Source organism: Arthrobacter bussei (genome assembly GCF_009377195.2).
GTDB classification, from domain to species: domain Bacteria; phylum Actinomycetota; class Actinomycetes; order Actinomycetales; family Micrococcaceae; genus Arthrobacter_D; species Arthrobacter_D bussei.
The window spans coordinates 126257-143526 of sequence record NZ_VJXX01000002.1 but is presented as its reverse complement, the minus strand read 5'-3'; the positions used below and the strand labels follow the sequence as shown (position 1 = coordinate 143526).

The following is a 17270-nucleotide window of genomic DNA, read 5'->3' as shown; positions in this document are numbered from 1 at the left end:
CACCCGACGGCGACGACCACCGACCCACACCACGGAAGCAAGGAATCATGAACAGCTCAGGAACCGCCGCCCCCGACACGGCGACGGACGCATGGCCTGATCGGGCGGGCGCGCCCACGACGACGATGCCCCCGGAGTGGGCACCGCACGAACGGACCTGGATGGCTTTCCCGCCCTCGAACGACACCTTCGGGCGGGCCGGATCACAGACCCTGGGCCGCGCCCGCGCAGCGTGGACCCGCGTCGCCCGCACCATCGCCCGCTACGAACCCGTCGCCGTCCTGGCCGACCCGGCAGACGTCGACACCGCACGGACCATGCTCGGCCACGCCATCGCCGTGCACGCGGTTCCGCTCGATGACGCCTGGCTCCGGGACTCCGGACCCACCTTCGCCCACAGGCCCGACGGATCGGTCCACGGTATCGACTGGATCTTCAACGGCTGGGGAGCGCAGTCCTGGGCCGAGTGGGGCAAGGACGAACAGGTCGGACGGCGCGTCACCGAGCTCGCCGGCGTGGGATCGACCAGCAGCGTCCTGGTCAACGAAGGAGGTGGCTTCCACATCGACGGCCGCGGTACCGTCCTGCTCACCGAGACGGTGCAGCTCGACCCCGGACGGAACCCCGACGCCACCCGGGCGAGCGTGGAAGCCGAGGTCCATGCCCAGCTCGGAATACGGCACGCGATCTGGCTCCCACGGGGCCTCAGCCGCGACTACGAGGAGTTCGGCACGCGGGGGCATGTCGACATCGTCGCGAGCTTCACGCCGACCGGCACACTCCTGCTGCACCGCCAGGACGACCCCGACCACCCCGACCACCCCGTCACCCGATTCCTGCGCTCCGTCCTCGAAGCGGCTGTCGACGCGGACGGATCACCCCTGACGATCGTCGACGTTCCCGCTCCTACCGTCATCGAGGAGGAGGACGGCTTCGTCGACTGGTCGTACATCAACCACTATGTCGCCAACGGCGTCGTCGTCCTCTGTGCCTTCGACGACCCCAACGATGCAGAAGCACGACGGATCCTCCAGGCGGCCTATCCCGACCGCACCGTGGAACTGGTCGATGCCCGCGACATCTTCGCCTTCGGCGGTGGCATCCACTGCATCACCCAGCAGCAGCCCGCTCCCCACCCGCGCGCGGTGCCCTGATGTTCGACGTCGTGGAAGCCAGCATCGCCGAGCTCAGGGACGCACTCACCACCGGCAGGACGACGAGTGAGGAACTCGTCAGCGCCTACCTCCGCCGGATCGAGGCGTACGACCGGGACGGCATCCGCCTGAACTCGGTCGTCGTGATGAATCCCACGGCCCTCGACGACGCTCGTGCGTCAGATCGACGCAGGGCACGTACCGGGGCCCTCGGTCCGCTCGACGGCATCCCCTACACCGCCAAGGACAGCTACAAGGTGCAGGGGCTCACCGTCGCCGCCGGATCTCCCGCCTTCGAGGACCTCGTGGCGCAGCAGGACGCCTTCACCATCGGACGGCTCCGAGCCGGCGGAGCCGTGCTGATCGGACTCACCAACATGCCGCCGATGGCCAACGGCGGCATGCAGCGTGGCGTCTACGGTCGCGCCGAAAGCCCCTACAACGCCGACTACCTCACTGCTGCGTTCGCCTCCGGATCGTCCAACGGATCCGGGACTGCCACCGCTGCGAGCTTCGCCGCCTTCGGCCTCGCCGAGGAGACCTGGTCGTCAGGGCGCGCCCCCGCTTCCAACAACGCACTGTGCGCCTACACGCCATCCCGCGGCCTCATCTCCGTCCGCGGCAACTGGCCGCTCGTGCCGACCATGGACGTCGTCGTCCCCCACACCCGCACCATGGCCGACATGCTCGACGTCCTCGAGGTGATCGTCGCCGACGACGACGAGACCCGGGGTGACTTCTGGCGCGTACAGCCCTGGATCCCCATCCCGCCGGCTTCCGAACTCCGTCCCCCCAGTTACCCGGACCTCCATCCCGGGACTCCCGAAGCGGCACGGCACGTCCTCGCCGGCAAACGGTTCGGTGTCCCCCGCATGTACATCAACGCCGATCCCGACGCCGGCACCGGTCCCGAACCCGGTATCGGAGGACCCACGGGTCAGCGCATCGCGACCCGCGGTTCGATCATCGAGCTGTGGAAGCGGGCGCGACGGATCCTCGAGCAGGCAGGCGCCGAGGTCGTCGAGGTCGATTTCCCCGTCGTCTCCAACTACGAGGGCGACCGGCCCGGCGCTCCGACGATCGCGACCAGAGGGCTCGTCAGCCCGGAGTACCTGCGTCACGAGATCCTCGACCTGTCGGCATGGGCCTGGCACGATTTCCTGCAGGCCAACAACGACCCACGGCTCTCGTCACTGGCCGACGTCGACGGAACCCTGATCTTCCCCTCGCCCGACGGCGCACTGGACCGCTACAGCGGCTTCGATGACGACATCGCGGCATATCCCGAGCACATCCGTCGCAACGGCGGGGTCGGCATGACGAGCATCCCGCACGTCGAGGAGGGGCTGCGCGGTCTCGAGCAGACGAGGCACATCGATCTGGACCAGTGGATGGACCGGCTCGGCCTGGACGCCGTCGTCTTCCCCGCGGCAGCCGACGTCGGACCCGCGGACAGCGACAGGAACCCCGCGTCCGCGGACATCGCCTGGCGGAACGGCGTATGGGTCTCCAACGGGAACCTCGTCCCCCGCCATCTGGGGCTGCCCACCGTCACCGTCCCCATGGGCATCACGGCGGACCTGCAGATGCCCGTTGGGCTCACCTTCGCCGGCACCGCCTACGACGACGCCGAACTGCTGCGTATCGGAGCCGCCTTCGAGGCGGTGGACCCGACGCCGAGGAGGGTTCCCGCCCGCACCCCGCGCCTCGAACCGGAGGTCAGGCCGAGCCAGGCGAGCGGCGGCGAGGCGTGGGTGGTGGCCGACGGTGCGCCTCGCGGATCAGCCCAGAACCGCGTCGGCGATGAACAGGAGCGGGATGGAACCGGCCCACACCGCCGTGGTGATGCCCGACCATCCCTTGAGGGCCGCGACGCCGTCGAGCCCGGCGAAGCGGGTCACGACCCAGAAGTAGGAGTCGTTGAAGTAGCTGAACACCATGGATCCGGCGGTGCAGGCCATCGCTGCCACGATCGGGTCGATACCGAGTGAACCGACCAGCGGCGCGGTCACCGATGCTGCGGTGATCATCGCGACCGTCCCGGAGCCCTGGGCAAGGCGCACCAGCGTGGCGATGAGGAACGGCACGAGGAACGCCGGCAGGCTGGTGCCGGCGATGGCCTCCGCCAGGGCGTCACCCACACCTGAGCTCCGCAGCACCTGACCGAGCGCCCCACCGGCACCGGTGATGAGGAGGATCAGGCCGGCGGACCCCGCAGCCTCGGCGAACCAGCCCTGCACCTTCGACCGCGGGGTCCAGCGCGGCAGCAGGATGTAGACGGCCAGGATGACACCGATCACCAGAGCGACGACGGGGTTGCCGACGAAAGCCAGCGGAACGGCCCATGACGACGGGACGTACTCCCCCGTACCGACGACGCCCTGGTTGTTCTGGTCGATCGCGCCGCTGACCGTGTTGAGGATGATCAGGAGCAACGGGACCAGCAGCGGCAGCGATGCGACGAAGGCGCCGACCCGGTGCGGTGCGGCGCCCTCCGGAGGGGTGCCGAGGGTGGTGTTGTCGACGTCCATCGACGGGGCATCCCCACCGGCACCTGCGACGGCGCCGCTTCCGGTGCGGCTCTCACGATCCGCAACAGCGGTGGCTCCTCGGTGCCCCGATTGTGCCTGCGCCGTGCCGTAGACGACCTCGCGCACGCCCTCGTTCATGGACGGCTCGATCTTCGGACCGATCCACTTGGCGTAGACGATGACGATCGGCAGCAGCAGGACGGTGAACACGAGACCCGCGAGGATCAGCGCACCGAGATCCGCACCGAGGATCCCGGCGACCGCCAGTGGGCCAGGGGTCGGTGGTACCAGGTGATGGGTCAGCGTCATGCCGCACCCGAGGGCCAGCGCAAGGGTGATGTAGCCGGCGCGCTTGACCCGGGCGATCGAACGGGCCAGCGGATTCATGATCACGTAGCCGGAGTCGCAGAACACCGGGATGGACACCAGCGCGCCCACACTCCCGAGCGCCCAGGGCTCTCGTCCCTTGCCGAAGAGTTTGAGGAAGGCCATCGCCAGCGAATTGGCAGCACCCGATACCTCGAGGATCTTGCCGATGCCGACCCCCAGGCCGATCACGATGCCGATCGACGCCAGGGTGTTGCCGAAGCCCGTCGTGATCGACGTGACGATGTCCAGTGGCGCCTGACCTGCGACGATGCCGGTCACGAGCGCGGCGATCAGGAGGGCGACGAAGGCATCGAGCCGGGTCCTCAGCACCAGCACGATGATGGTGGCGATGCCCAGGACGAGCGCCAGAAGAAGTTGGATGTCCATGTACTGCTCCTCGATCACTGGGCGGGCCTCGTTGCCATCCCAGGGGTAGCACCGACCTGGCCGATACTTTGACGGGCAATTTGCTGCCTGTCACACTAGCACTGGACATATGACATCTGACAAGGGCCCTGGGGCAGTGACCAGGAGTGAAGGTGCGGATCAGTGATACTCGAGGAAGAGTTGCTCGGCCCCTACCCGGCGGTCCGGCCCGTGGACCCGGCGACCATCGCCACCGCCGTCGAGGTATCCGGGCGGATCCTCGTGGTGCTCGACGACGACCCGACCGGCACCCAGTCCGTCGCCGATCTGCCGGTCCTCACCTCCTGGGAGCCGGTCGACTTCGCGTGGGCCTTCGCCCAGCGGATCGACGGAACGGCCGCACCGGCGGTCTATGTCCTGTCCAACACCCGCAGCCTCGACCGGGAGACCGCTGCGTCGCGCAACCGGGAGATCGTGGCGAACTCGCTCCAGGCCGCCCAGGATGCCGGCGTCACCGTCGGGTTCGTCAGCAGAGGCGATTCGACCCTCCGGGGCCACTTCCCGCTCGAGACCGACGTCATCGGCGAGACCCTTCGCTCCCTCGCGGGCATCAGGACCGACGGCGTCGTCATCGTCCCGGCCTTTCCCGACGCCGGCCGGATCACTATCGGCGGCACCCACTACCTGCGGGGAGACGGGGGCACGGTCGTCCCGGTCGGGCACACCGAATTCGCCAGGGACGCCACCTTCGGGTTCACGTCCTCGGACCTCGGTGACTACGTGTCGGAGAAGAGTGGTGGGACGGCCGGCGCCGTCGTCCGGCTCGACCTCTCGATCATCCGCTCGGGAGCGCAGGGGATCGCTGACGCGCTGGACCGCGTGACCGACGCCGTGCCCATCGTGGTGGACGCCGTCACCGAGGACGACCTCCGGGCCCTCGCCCTGGGCCTCGAGGAGTCCGAAGGCCGCGGCAAGAAGCTGCTCTACCGGGTGGGTCCGCCCTTCGTCCGTGCCCGGATCGGCCAGAGCGAGCGCGCGCCGCTCACGGCCGAGGACGTCTTCGCCGACGTGGACGCCCCCACGTCGGGCGGACTGGTCGTGGTGGGCTCTCACGTGGGACTGACCACCCGGCAGCTGGACGCCCTGGTGGCCCGGCGACCCGAGGCGGAGATGGTCGAGCTCGACGTCGAAGCCGTCCTCGACCCGGGTCGCCGGCAGACCGCGGTGGCCGATGCGGTGCAGGCCGTCCTCGACGGCCTCCCCACGGGCGACGTGATCCTGCACACGAGCCGCCGCCTGATCCGCACGGACGATCCGGAGCGAAGCCTCGAGGTCGCCCGCACCATCTCCCGCTCGGTGGTCGACGTCGTCCGCTCCACCCTCGCCGCGGCACGTGTCCGCTTCGTCGTCGCCAAGGGCGGCATCACCTCCTCCGACGTCGCCGCTCACGGCCTCTCCATCCGCCATGCAATGGTGCGCGGACCGATGCTCCCGGGCATCGTCTCCCTCTGGCAACCGGCGGACGGCCCCGCCCGCTCCGTCCCGTTCGTGGTCTTCGCCGGGAACGTCGGCACGGACGACTCCCTCGCCGACGTCGTGGACATCCTCCGCTCTCCCGCGACGGACTGCGCAGGATCGGCGGTGTCCACCCGTGACGCCTGACGCCGCCCGCCCGCATGTCGCCGTCCTGGGCCTCGGCGCCATGGGCCTGCCGATGGCAAGCCGGCTGGCCGGTGCCTTCACGATCACCGGCTACGACCCGTTACCGGCCTCCCGGGAGAAAGCCGAGCAGACCGGCATCAGGTGCGCGGCGTCGGCCACCGGCGCGGTGGCCGACGCCGGGATCGTGCTCCTCGCGGTCCGTGATGCCGCCCAGGTGGAGAGCGTCCTCTTCGGTGAGCACGGCGTCGCCGCCGCACTCGCACCGGGCGCCGTCGTCCTGATGACCAGCACCGTGGGCCTGGATGCCGTCGCATCATGGACCGCGCGGCTCACCGAGCAGGGCGTGGCCCTGGTCGACGCCCCCCTGTCCGGTGGCCCTGTGCGAGCCGGCGACGGCGACCTGCTGATCGTCGTGGGCGCCGAACCGCGTGCCCTCGACACCGCACGGCCCGTCCTGGAGCGGCTCGCCTCGACCCTGACCGTGGTCGGGACGAAGGCAGGTGACGGTCAGGCCATGAAGACCGTCAACCAACTCCTCTGCGGCGTGCACATCGCGGCGGCAGCCGAGGCACTCGCCCTCGCGGATGCTCTGGGGCTCGACCGGCGGCAGACGCTTGCCGCGCTGGAGGCGGGGGCAGCGTCGTCGTTCATGCTGTCCAACCGTGGGCCGCGCATGCTGGAGGGATACGACGACGACGTCGCGGTGCTGAGCCGCCTGGACATCTTCGTGAAGGACCTGGGCATCGTCGGCAATGCTTCCCGCGCGGCGGGACTCGCCGCCCCTGTGGCCGCCGCGGCCGAACAGCTGTTCCTCCTCGGCCAGGTGCAGGGCCTGGGCACTGCCGACGACTCAGCCGTCATCAAGGTGATCGCTCCCCGACGACGCACGACCGAGGAGGACACGGATGGCCCGCAAACCCCTCGCTGAGTCGGTGTTCGACGACCTGCTCGAACGGGTCATCGACGGCACCTACGCACCCGGCTCGGCCCTCCCGCCCGAGCACGACCTCGCGGCGTCGAGCGACGTGAGCCGTCTGACGGTGCGGGAAGCGCTCAAGCGACTGCAGGCGCAGAACATCGTGCAGATCAGGCGGGGCCTCGGAACGTATGTGAATCCGGCGGCCCAGTGGACCGATCTGCAGGCCATCCTCAGGTACGCGTCCACCACGGCCGACTCCCCCGACGTGGCGCTGCGCCTGCTGGAGATCCGCCGGATGGTGGAGACCGGTGCCGCCGAGCTGGCGGCACTCCACGCAACGGACGAGGACCTCGCACGGATGGAGGAGGCGAACATCGCGTTGCGGGCCGCCCACGAGGTGGGCGACCTCGATGCTGTGACCGCCTCGGACATCGCCTTTCACGACGCGATCTTCCGGGCCTCGGCGAACCCGTTCCTCCCGGTGATCCTCGGTCCGCTCAGCCAGCTGCTCTACACCATGCGACGCGCGACCTCGTCCTTTCCCCAGGTGCAGGAACACGCCATCGAACACCACCAGGTGGTCCTCGAGGCGATCCGCACCCGCAACCCGGAGATCGCGCGCAAGGCGATGCAGGCCCACATCAACCAGACCTACGACGACTACGAGCACTTCATCCACCAGCAGCAACGACACCAGGAGATCACGTGACCTTCCCGACAGAACGCACCGCAGTCCTGACCGGCGCGGCCTCGGCCCGGGGCATCGGCCGTGCGACGGCCGACCGGCTGGCCCGCGACGGCTGGTCCGTCGCCATCCTCGACATCGACGGCGCCGCGGCCGAGGAAGCCGCAGCAGCCATCGCGGACCGCCACGGCGTTCGTGCCGTCGGCGTTGCCGCCGACGTGTCCGACGAGGCCTCGGTGGACGCCGCGATCAGCACGGTCGAGGCGTCGGTGCCACCGATCGTCGCCGTCATCAACCTGGCCGGCATCAGCTCCCCCACCGAGTTCATGCAGGAGACCAGGGCGGCCTGGGACAGGGTCTTCGCCGTCAACATGACCGGCACCTTCCTCGTCACGCAGCGCGCCCTTCGCGGGATGATCGAACGAAAGCTCGGACGTGTGGTCAGCATCTCCTCCATCTCCGCTCAGCGCGGCGGCGGCACGTACTCGAAGGTGGCCTACAGCGCGTCGAAGGCGGGCATCATCGGCTTCACACGCGCCCTTGCGCGCGAGATGGGTGAACATGGCATCACCGTCAACGCCGTTGCACCCGGCCCTGTCGATACCGACATCATGGGCGGCACACTCACCGAGGATCGCAAGCAGGACATGTCCAGGGACATCCTGATGGGACGTGTGGGCACCGTCGACGACATCGCCGCGCTGATCTGCTTCCTGGTGGGACCCGACGCCGGGTACATCACCGCGGCCACCTATGACGTCAACGGTGGCCTGCAGATCTCCTAGGCACTCGCGGGTTGCCGAGACGCGCTGTCGGCGACGATGAGCGGTACCGCCGGTATCCTCACCTACGCGCATGTCGGCAATGCAGGGAATTCGGCGTGTCCTACGGAGAACCTCGAATGCGCCTTCGCCGAATTCCCCGCACTGTCGACAGATGATTCCATCTTCGCGTCACATTACTTCTTTGTTTCCCCGACCACATCAGCACTCTGCTTATAGTTGAGCCAGCTTCAAGAGACGCGGTCGGAAAGCTCCGACTGGACCGCGCACCAACCCCATGTTCCTGGGTGGTTCGGATGACGAAGCGGCCTTCACCCCGGCGCATGCGCGCCGGACCGGTGCGGGCAAGAGCACTCCGAAAGGGCTTCGCCGTGAGCTGTCCAGCACTCCCCTAGCATTTCTCGCCTTGTCCCCACATCGTGCCCTGCGCTGCTGACGAGGGACTGCTTCCACCTTTCTCCGGACGCTCACCGCTCCAGGACGTCCTTTTCTGACGAGGGAATTCACCATGCCTGAATTGTCGATCCATCCCGCCCGGAATTCATCCGGTGCATTCACATCCGCCCGACCCTTCCGCACACCGCTCTCGCGTACGGCTCTCGGCGCCGTCGCACTGATCGCCGTCCTCGCCGGATGCGCCGGACCCACGGGATCCACCGCGCCGGCGGGCACCGAGCCGGTGTCCGGCGGCATCCTCGACGTCTCCATCTCCGCAGAGCCGGGCTGCCTCGACGGACACGGGATCTCTGCCACGCAGCAGCAGTTCCTCGGGCGCCTCATCTACGACAACGTCGTGACGCTGGATAAGGACGGGGAGATCGCGCCCTACCTCGCCGAGTCCTGGGAGATCTCCGAGGACGGGAAGACGTACACCTTCCGCCTGCGCGAAGGGGTCACGTTCAGCGACGGGTCACCCTGGAACGCGGAGGTGTTCGGGCAGAACCTGGAACACATGCGGGACCCGGCCACCAAGTCTCCCCTCGCCGCTGCCTACATCGCCCCGTACGTGGACGGAACAATCGTGGACGAGTACACCTTCGAAGCACACCTCGCCTACCCCTACACCCCGTTCCTCTACGCACTCGCGCAGTCCTGGCTCGGCATGAACTCGGGCAAGGCCATCTCCGAGTCCCCGGAGACCCTCTGCCAGAACCCCATCGGCACGGGCCCCTTCACCGTGGAGGACTACCGGCCCGGGCAGAGCATCAGCTACGCGAAGCGCGAGGACTACGACTGGGCACCCGCGTGGCTCGACGGTGAGGGCGCGGCCCACCTCGACGGCGTCGAGGTCACCCTTGTCGCGGAACCGGTGATCCGGCACCAGTCCCTGGTCTCGGGACAGTACGACCTCACCGAGAACTTGGCACCCCAGAACGCCGCGGCGGTGCAGGCGGACCCGAACTTCGTGTACGAGAACCTGCCGAGGACGGGCAGTCCCTACGTACTCGGCTTCAACCTGGCGCGTGCTCCGTTCGACGATCTCGCCGTCCGCCAGGCCTTCGCCGCCGCCGTCGACACCCAGGCGGTGACCGAGAGCCTCGGGTTCGGCACCTACACGCCGATCGACGGTTTCCTCTCGAAGGAGAGCAAGTACTACGACCCGACCGTCGAGGGCGTGCTGACCTACGATCCGGAACGGGCGGACGCGCTCCTCGACGAGGCCGGCTGGACGGGGCGGGACGCCGATGGCTTCCGCACCAAGGACGGTGCGCGGCTCACCGTCGAGGTGCCGACCGTCGAGAGCTCCACGCCGAGTCCACTGCTCGTGCAGCTCCAGGGTGAGGCACGGAAGGTGGGCTTCGATCTCCGGATCATCCAGGTACCCCAGGCCCAGCTCACGGAACTCCGCTACGCCGGCGACTACGACGCCCTGGCCGGCGTGTGGCACACCAACACCACCGACGTCCTCTTCATCCGGTACCACTCCTCGGAGATCACGGGGGAACGGATCGGCCAGAACTCCTCCTCGGTGGATGACCCCGCCCTGGACGCGCTGCTGGCCACCGCGCGGGAGTCGGATGACGGGCCGGAAGCGGCGGAGGCCTACGCGAAGGCCCAGCACCGCCTGCTGGAGATCGTTCCCGGCGTACCGCTGTACGAGAACCCGAGCCAGTTCGCCTACTCGAGGACCGTGCAGGGCGTCGCCGTGGACACCTCCCACCCCGTGCCCGTCCTCACCTATGCCTGGAAGGCGGAGTAGGTGGCCGTCCTCCGCCGCGTCGTCACCCGCCTGCTGATCGGCGTCGGCGTCCTGTGGGGCGCGGCGTCCCTCACCTTCCTTGCGATCCATCTGGTACCGGGGGACACGGCCCTGCTGATCCTCGGTGGGCCGGACGCGCGGCCCACCGACGAGGCCATCGCGCAGGTCCGCGCCGACTATCTGCTCGACCAGCCGTTCGTCGTGCAGTACGGCAGCTACCTGGGCAACCTGCTGCAGGGTGACCTCGGTCAGTCCTATCGGCTGCGCATCCCCGTGTCGGAGGCCATCGGACAGCAGATCGGGGCGACGGCGGCCCTGTCCGCCGCCGCCGTCGCCCTGGCGCTGCCCCTCACGTTCGCGGTGGCGATCCTCTCGGCGCAGCGCGCCCCGTGGATCCGCGAGATCGTCTCCGGGATCGAGGTGGTCCTCGCTGCGACCCCCACCTTCATCATCGGGTTCGCCCTCCTGATCCTCTTCTCCTTCACGCTCCACTGGTTCCCCATCGGCGGCAACCAGGGCCCTGCCGCGCTCGTCCTGCCAGCCCTCACCCTGGCCCTGGCTGTCTTCGGCACACTGTCGCAGGTCCTCCGCAACGAACTCGAGGACGTCCTGGAGCAGCCCTTCATCCTCACGGCACGTTCCAGGGGCCTGCGGGACCTCGCTGTCCGCGTCCGCCACGCCCTGCGGCACGCCGTCATCCCCGTGCTGACGATGTCCGGCTTCGTGGTCGCTGCGCTGCTCGGCGGTTCGGTGGTCGTGGAGACGCTGTTCAGCCGACAGGGCATCGGCTCCCTCACCCTGGCATCTGTGTACAACAAGGACCTGCCCGTCATCATCGGGATCGTGCTCCTCGCTGCCGCGGTCTACGTCGTGGTGAACCTCGTGATCGACCTCCTGTACACCCTCATCGATCCGAAAGTGGTGACCGCATGAGCATCACCGACCGCACGTTCCCGCCGGTCGCGGTGCAGGCCGCCCCGACCGGTACGCTCCCCACGCCCGGGGCGCCGAGGCCGGTCAAACGAGCGGGACGACGACGGCGCGGCTTCCGCCCGGGGCTCGTCCTGGCCTCCGCGTTCCTCCTGTGGCTCGCCGCGGCGGTCCTCGTTCCTGGACTCCTCGCTCCCGGCGACCCCTACGCCGTCGAGCCGGCGAGGAGTTTCGAGGCACCCGGGCCGCAGGCATGGTTCGGCACGGACGACTCCGGCGCCGACGCCTACACGCGGATCGTCCACGGTGCAGCGACATCGCTCTCCATCGGTCTCGGCGCGACCGCGATCGGGGTGGTCGGCGGCACGGCGATCGGTTTGCTGGCAGGCCTCAACGGACGGTTCGTCGAGGCATCGGTCATGCGGGTGCTCGACGTGACCCTCGCCATCCCGGAGATCCTCCTGGCGCTCGTGGTGATCGGCATCATCGGCGGCGGGACGGGGAACGCCATCCTGGCGATCGGCGCCGGCAGCATCGCCTACTACGCGAGGATCACCCGTGCTCAGACCCACCTGGTCCGCCGTTCCGGGTACGTCGAGGCGGCGCGTACCCTCGGGCTGCCCGGCTGGCGCGTACTCCTCGCGCACATCCTGCCGAACGTCATCAAGCCGGTCCTCGTGCTGGCGACGATCGGCGTCGGGTCCGCCATCGGAGCAGGTGCCTCCCTCAGCTTCCTCGGCCTCGGCACCCCTCCCCCCGCGCCCGAATGGGGCGCCATGCTCTCGGCCGGGCGCAACTTCATCTCCAATGCACCCTGGCTGATCACGCTCCCCGCGGCCTTCCTCGTCGCCACCGTCCTGTCCATCACCGTCGTCGGGCGCGAGCTGCGCCGGCGGTCCGAAGGAAGACTCCCATGACCTCGCTCCCCCCGTCCCCCGTGTCCCCCATGTCCCCCCTCGTCGAGCTCCAGAACCTGACCGTCGCCTTCGGGCACGGCGCCCGGCGCCGCGAGGTGGTGCGCGGCGTCAGCCTGTCCGTCCGGTCCGGTGAGTGCCTGGCTCTCGTGGGTGAATCGGGATCCGGGAAATCGGTCACCGCCCGCACCCTCGTGGGCCTGACCGGTCCGTCCGCGGAGGTCCGGTCGGACGTCCAGCGGTTCGGCGGCGTGAATGCCGGGCAGTGGTCCGAACGGCAGTGGTCCCGCGTCCGCGGGCGCCGCGCCGGGTTCGTCCTGCAGGACGCACTGTCCTCCCTCGACCCGCTCCGTACCGTCGGCGCCGAGGTCGGCGAGGTCCTGCGGCTCCACACCGAGCTGGACCGGCCAGGACGACGGCGTCGCGTCGCGGAGCTCCTGGCCTCCGTGGGCGTGCCGGATCCCGAGCTGCGCGCGGACCAGTACCCGCACGAGCTCTCCGGTGGTCTGCGGCAGCGGGCGCTCATCGCCTCCGCCATCGCAGCGGGCCCGGCCCTCCTCATCGCGGACGAACCGACGACGGCGCTGGACGCGACGATCGCGGCGCAGGTCCTCCGGCTCCTCGGCGGCCTCAAGGGATCACGGACCGGCATGCTCGTGGTGAGCCATGACCTCGCCGTCGTCGCCGACCTCGCCGATCGCGTGGCAGTCATGCGGGACGGGGAGATCGTCGAGGAGGGTTCTGTCGAGGCCGTCCTGCAGGACCCCCGCCACCCCTACACCCGAGGGCTCCTTGCGGCCGTACCGTCCCGCGCGTCCCGAGGTCGCCGCCTCATCGCACCTTCGGCCGACGACGCCGCGGGGACACCGGACCGGCCGCCGTCGGGCACGCCCGCCCCGGCGGTACGTGACCTCCACGGATCCATCCGCCGGCCCCCGGCCGGCGATACTCCGATCCTGACGGTCGGCGGGCTCCGGAAGGACTATCCCGGCCCGGCCCGCACCACGCGCACCGCGGTGCAGGATGTCTCCTTCACCCTCGAACGGGGGACGACCCTCGGGATCGTCGGCGAATCCGGTTCGGGCAAGAGCACTGTCGCCCGGATCGTCCTCGGGGTCGAGCAGCCCGACGCGGGCACCGTCCTGGTCCACGGACGCACGTGGGACGAGCACCGGGCGGCTCGGGACACCTTCGTACGGCGCTCGGTGCAGATGATCTACCAGGATCCCCTGCAGTCCTTCGACCCGCGCAGGACCGTGCGGCAGATCATCGGTCAGGCCGTCGCCGCGGCAGGGGTTCCGCCGAGGGCTCGGGCCACGCGCGTCCTCGAGCTCCTCGGGCTCGTGGATCTGCCGGCGGACCGCGCACGGGCCCGGCCGATCGATCTCTCCGGGGGTCAGCGCCAGCGCGTCGCCATCGCCCGCGCCCTCGCCGCCGAGCCGGAGGTGATCGTCTGCGACGAGCCGGTGTCCGCCCTCGACGTCACCGTGCAGGCGCGCATCCTCGACCTCCTGGCGGACCTCCAGGAACGGTTCGGTCTCAGCTACCTCTTCATCTCGCACGACCTCGGCGTGATCCAGCACGTGAGCCGCGACGTCCTGGTCCTCCGCGATGGCGTGGTGCTGGAGCACGGCCCGGTCGAGGACATCTTCGAGCACCCACGCCACGCGTACACGCAGGACCTCATCCATGCCATCCCCGCGCTTCCCGCCCTCCGGAAGGACACCGTCCGCTCATGACACGCCAGATCTCCTTCAATCTCTTCGAGATGAACTGCGTGGGACACATCTCCCACGGTCTCTGGGTCCACCCGGAGAACAACCGCCACCGCTTCAACGACCTCGACTTCTGGGTGGAGACGGCGAAGCTGCTCGAGGCCGGTCTCTTCGACAGCATCTTCCTCGCCGACGTCATCGGCACCTACGACGGCTATCGTGCCGGGCCGGAGACAGCACTCCGGGAAGCAGTGCAGATCCCGAGCAACGATCCGCTCCTGATCATCCCCGCCATGGCCGCGGTGACCGAGCACCTCGGGTTCGCTGCGACGTTCTCGACGACCTACGAGCCGCCGTTCGCCTTCGCGAGGAGGGCGTCGACCCTCGATCACCTGACCAAGGGCCGTTTCGGCTGGAACATCGTGACTTCCTACCTGCCCAACGCCGCCCGCAACTTCGGCCTGCCCGACGAGGTCGAACACGATCAGCGGTACGCGATCGCCGACGAGTACCTGGATGTCCTCTACAAGCTGTGGGAGGGGTCGTGGGACGACGACGCGGTGATCGAGGACCGCGAGCGCCGCGTGTACACCGATCCGTCGAAGGTCCGCTACATCGACCACCGCGGCCCCCACTTCTCGGTCGCGGGTCCCCACCTCAGTGCTCCCTCGCTGCAGCGCACGCCGGTGCTCTTCCAGGCCGGCAGTTCGACGGCCGGCAAGGCCTTCGCGGCGAGGCATGCGGAAGGGGTCTTTGTCGGAGGGCGTGACGCGGCCGCCTACCGCGACAACGTCGCGGACCTCCGCCGGCTCGCCGTCACGAACGGCAGGGCAGCGCACCACATCAAGGCCTTTGCCGGTGCCGTGGTGATCGTCGGGCGGACCCACAAGGAGGCCCAGCGCAAGGCCGAGGAGTTCCGGCGGCTGTCCAGCGCGGAGGGCTACCTCGCCCACGCCGGCGGTGGCGGGATCGATCTCGCGGCGTACCGTGCCCACGAGGTGATCGACGACATCCTCGCGCGCGAGAACCGCCCGGGTCGTGACCGGCAGCCCAGCAACCGACGGCATCCGGCGGGAACGACCGTCGGCGAGGCCCTCGAGCGCATCACGAGGTTCGACCGCGGCCCCTTCGTGGCCATCGGCACGCCTGGAGAGGTCGCGGACGAGATCGAGCGGTGGGTGGAGGCCACGGATCTCGACGGCTTCAACCTCCGGCAGTTCCTCACGCCAGGGACCGCCGAGGACTTCGTCGAGTTCGTCGTTCCGGAGCTGCAGAAACGGGGTCTCTACCGGCGCTCCTACGAGGAGTCCACGCTGCGCGAACGCCTCTTCGGGCCCGGCAACAGGCGCCTCTTCCCCGAACATCCAGGAGCCCGCTACCGCAACGGTGCGCACCTCGGCGACGATGCGGGCGTCCTCGCCCGGACGGAGGCGTCCGACGTCGGGCACGGTGGCGGCCCGTCCGTTGGCGGCCCGTCCCCCGCTGACCGCAGCGCGGCTGCGCCATCCGTCGCCGCAGCGCCCGCAGCGCCGGGGCCCGCAGTGCCCGACGCGTCCGACGCGTCCGCCGCTCCGCCGGCTTTCGCCGGAGGCAGGCGATGAGCGTGGCCGCCGATCGGGAACCGTCGACCGCCCGGGCCGAAGGGACACCTGTCCGTGCCGAAGCGACCACCGCCGGGCCGGCCGGGCGGACATCCGGAACGTCCGACGCCGACAGGGCGGTCGGTGCGGTCGGTGCGGCAGGTGCAGCCGGCCGCTGGCCCGGCACAGCGGATCCATCACCGACCGCTGCGCTCATCGACCGGTTCCGCCCGCTCTTCGCCGCCATCGCCGAGGGCGCCGTGGACCGCGAGCAGCAGCGCGGGCTGCCCTTCAGGGAGGTGGCAGCCCTCAAGGAGGTTGGCTTCGGGGCCCTGCGGGTGCCGGTCGAGTACGGCGGCTCCGGCGCCACGCTCCGGCAGCTGTTCTCGCTGCTCACCGAACTGGCAACCGCCGATTCCAACCTCACGCAGCTGTGGCGCGGCCACTTCGCGTACGTCGAGGGGCTCCTGCTGCAGCCGCCGTCGGCGCATCGCGACCGCTGGCTCTTCGACATCGCGGCAGGAGCGATGATCGGGAATGCGTCGAGCGAGCTGACGGGAACCTCGCTGCGCGACATCCGGACTGCCCTCACCGAGGCGGACGGGCAGGACGGCGCCCTCACCCTCACCGGGTCGAAGTACTACAGCACCGGGAGCCTCTACGCGGACTGGATCGCGGGCAGCGCGGTGCGCGACGGCGAGCGCGTGGGCTACGCCGTCCGCGCCACAGCTGCCGGCGTGGAGCGCGTGGACGACTGGGACGGCTTCGGGCAGCGGTTGACGGGCAGCGGGACCACCCACTTCACCGATGTCCGTGTGGACCCCGCGCATGTCCGGACCTACTCGCCGGACGCCCCGAGCCATGTGCACGGCTTCTTCCAGCTCGTCCTGGTCGCAGCACTCGCGGGTGTCGCCCGCGCGGCGGCCCGCGACGCAGCGGACTTCGTGCGTCCGCGCACGCGCTCCTACATCACGGCGGCGGCGGCGCTCCCCCGGGAGGACCCGCAGGTGCTCCAGGTGGTCGGAGAGGTGGCTGGGCGTGCCTTCGCGGCCGAGGCCGTGGTGCTCGCAGCCGCCGACGCCCTGGACGCCGCCGTCGGACTCCTCCGGGCGGGTCCGGCCGGTGTCCGGCCCGCCGACGACGGCCCGGACACCCGGTCGGCGACCGGCACGGCGGCGGATCATTACGTCACAGGTCCCGACACGGCTGTACGGGCTGCAGTGGACGCCGCCGAGGTCGCGGTGAACCAGGCTCAGCTCGTCGCGGTCGAGCAGTCGCTGAGGGCGGCGACAGACCTCTTCGAGGTCGGCGGAGCCTCCGCAACAGAGGCAGGCAGGGCGCTGGACCGGCATTGGCGCAACGCGCGCACCATCGCCTCCCACAATCCGGCCGTGTACAAGGCGCGCTCGGTGGGCCACTGGCTGGTGCACGGCGAGCGCGAGCACGTCCCCTGACCCGCGGCG

The 17270-nt window shown here is 69.8% G+C and carries 12 protein-coding genes, 1 pseudogene and 1 riboswitch; of the genes and pseudogenes, 12 read left to right on the top strand and 1 reads right to left on the bottom strand.

Annotated elements, in window-relative coordinates; translation table 11 throughout:
- Nucleotides 1–47 precede the first annotated feature (47 nt).
- A complete protein-coding gene (locus FNH21_RS08905; protein ID WP_422108762.1) occupies nucleotides 48–1154 on the top strand; it encodes an agmatine deiminase family protein in 1107 nt (368 codons plus the stop codon).
- Nucleotides 1154–2863, top strand: a pseudogene (locus tag FNH21_RS08900) (amidase); the annotation flags it as partial. The gene FNH21_RS08905 and the pseudogene FNH21_RS08900, both read left to right, overlap by 1 nt.
- A 72-nt stretch (nucleotides 2864–2935) precedes the next feature.
- Here the strand turns inward: FNH21_RS08900 and FNH21_RS08895 are convergent.
- On the bottom strand, nucleotides 2936–4441 hold the full coding sequence (locus FNH21_RS08895; RefSeq protein WP_152814447.1) for a GntP family permease: 1506 nt from the start codon (nucleotides 4439–4441) through the stop codon (nucleotides 2936–2938).
- 162 nt (nucleotides 4442–4603) lie between these two features.
- Between FNH21_RS08895 and FNH21_RS08890 the strand changes: the two genes are divergently transcribed.
- The 10 genes from FNH21_RS08890 to FNH21_RS08845 all read left to right on the top strand — a co-directional run bounded on the left by FNH21_RS08890 (nucleotide 4604) and on the right by FNH21_RS08845 (nucleotide 17261).
- Nucleotides 4604–6082 (top strand): four-carbon acid sugar kinase family protein, encoded by a 1479-nt coding sequence (locus FNH21_RS08890; RefSeq protein WP_191931791.1) that lies wholly within the window; start codon nucleotides 4604–4606, stop codon nucleotides 6080–6082.
- On the top strand, nucleotides 6072–7010 hold the full coding sequence (locus FNH21_RS08885; RefSeq protein WP_338403217.1) for an NAD(P)-dependent oxidoreductase: 939 nt from the start codon (nucleotides 6072–6074) through the stop codon (nucleotides 7008–7010). Before FNH21_RS08890 ends, FNH21_RS08885 begins: the two co-directional genes overlap by 11 nt.
- Entirely contained in the window at nucleotides 6988–7710 is a 723-nt protein-coding gene (locus FNH21_RS08880) for a FadR/GntR family transcriptional regulator (protein ID WP_152814445.1), read from the top strand. Before FNH21_RS08885 ends, FNH21_RS08880 begins: the two co-directional genes overlap by 23 nt.
- Complete coding sequence (locus FNH21_RS08875; RefSeq protein WP_191931790.1) at nucleotides 7707–8471, top strand: SDR family oxidoreductase; 765 nt, start codon at nucleotides 7707–7709, stop codon at nucleotides 8469–8471. The genes FNH21_RS08880 and FNH21_RS08875 overlap by 4 nt, the downstream gene beginning before the upstream one ends.
- A 225-nt stretch (nucleotides 8472–8696) precedes the next feature.
- A riboswitch (SAM riboswitch) is annotated at nucleotides 8697–8825 on the top strand.
- 151 nt (nucleotides 8826–8976) lie between these two features.
- Nucleotides 8977–10668 (top strand): ABC transporter substrate-binding protein, encoded by a 1692-nt coding sequence (locus FNH21_RS08870; protein ID WP_152814443.1) that lies wholly within the window; start codon nucleotides 8977–8979, stop codon nucleotides 10666–10668.
- A complete protein-coding gene (locus FNH21_RS17415) occupies nucleotides 10669–11601 on the top strand; it encodes an ABC transporter permease subunit (RefSeq protein WP_191931789.1) in 933 nt (310 codons plus the stop codon).
- Complete coding sequence (locus tag FNH21_RS08860) at nucleotides 11598–12515, top strand: ABC transporter permease (RefSeq protein ID WP_152814441.1); 918 nt, start codon at nucleotides 11598–11600, stop codon at nucleotides 12513–12515. The genes FNH21_RS17415 and FNH21_RS08860 overlap by 4 nt, the downstream gene beginning before the upstream one ends.
- Nucleotides 12512–14251 carry a dipeptide ABC transporter ATP-binding protein gene (locus tag FNH21_RS08855; protein WP_191931788.1) on the top strand — a complete coding sequence of 580 codons (1740 nt, stop codon included), beginning with the start codon at nucleotides 12512–12514 and terminating at the stop codon, nucleotides 14249–14251. The genes FNH21_RS08860 and FNH21_RS08855 overlap by 4 nt, the downstream gene beginning before the upstream one ends.
- Nucleotides 14248–15828: an LLM class flavin-dependent oxidoreductase gene (locus FNH21_RS08850; RefSeq protein ID WP_152814439.1), complete on the top strand. Its 1581-nt coding sequence runs from the start codon at nucleotides 14248–14250 to the stop codon at nucleotides 15826–15828. Before FNH21_RS08855 ends, FNH21_RS08850 begins: the two co-directional genes overlap by 4 nt.
- Before the next feature lie 2 nt (nucleotides 15829–15830).
- On the top strand, nucleotides 15831–17261 hold the full coding sequence (locus FNH21_RS08845; protein ID WP_338403216.1) for an acyl-CoA dehydrogenase family protein: 1431 nt from the start codon (nucleotides 15831–15833) through the stop codon (nucleotides 17259–17261).
- The last annotated feature ends 9 nt before the right edge of the window (nucleotides 17262–17270 follow it).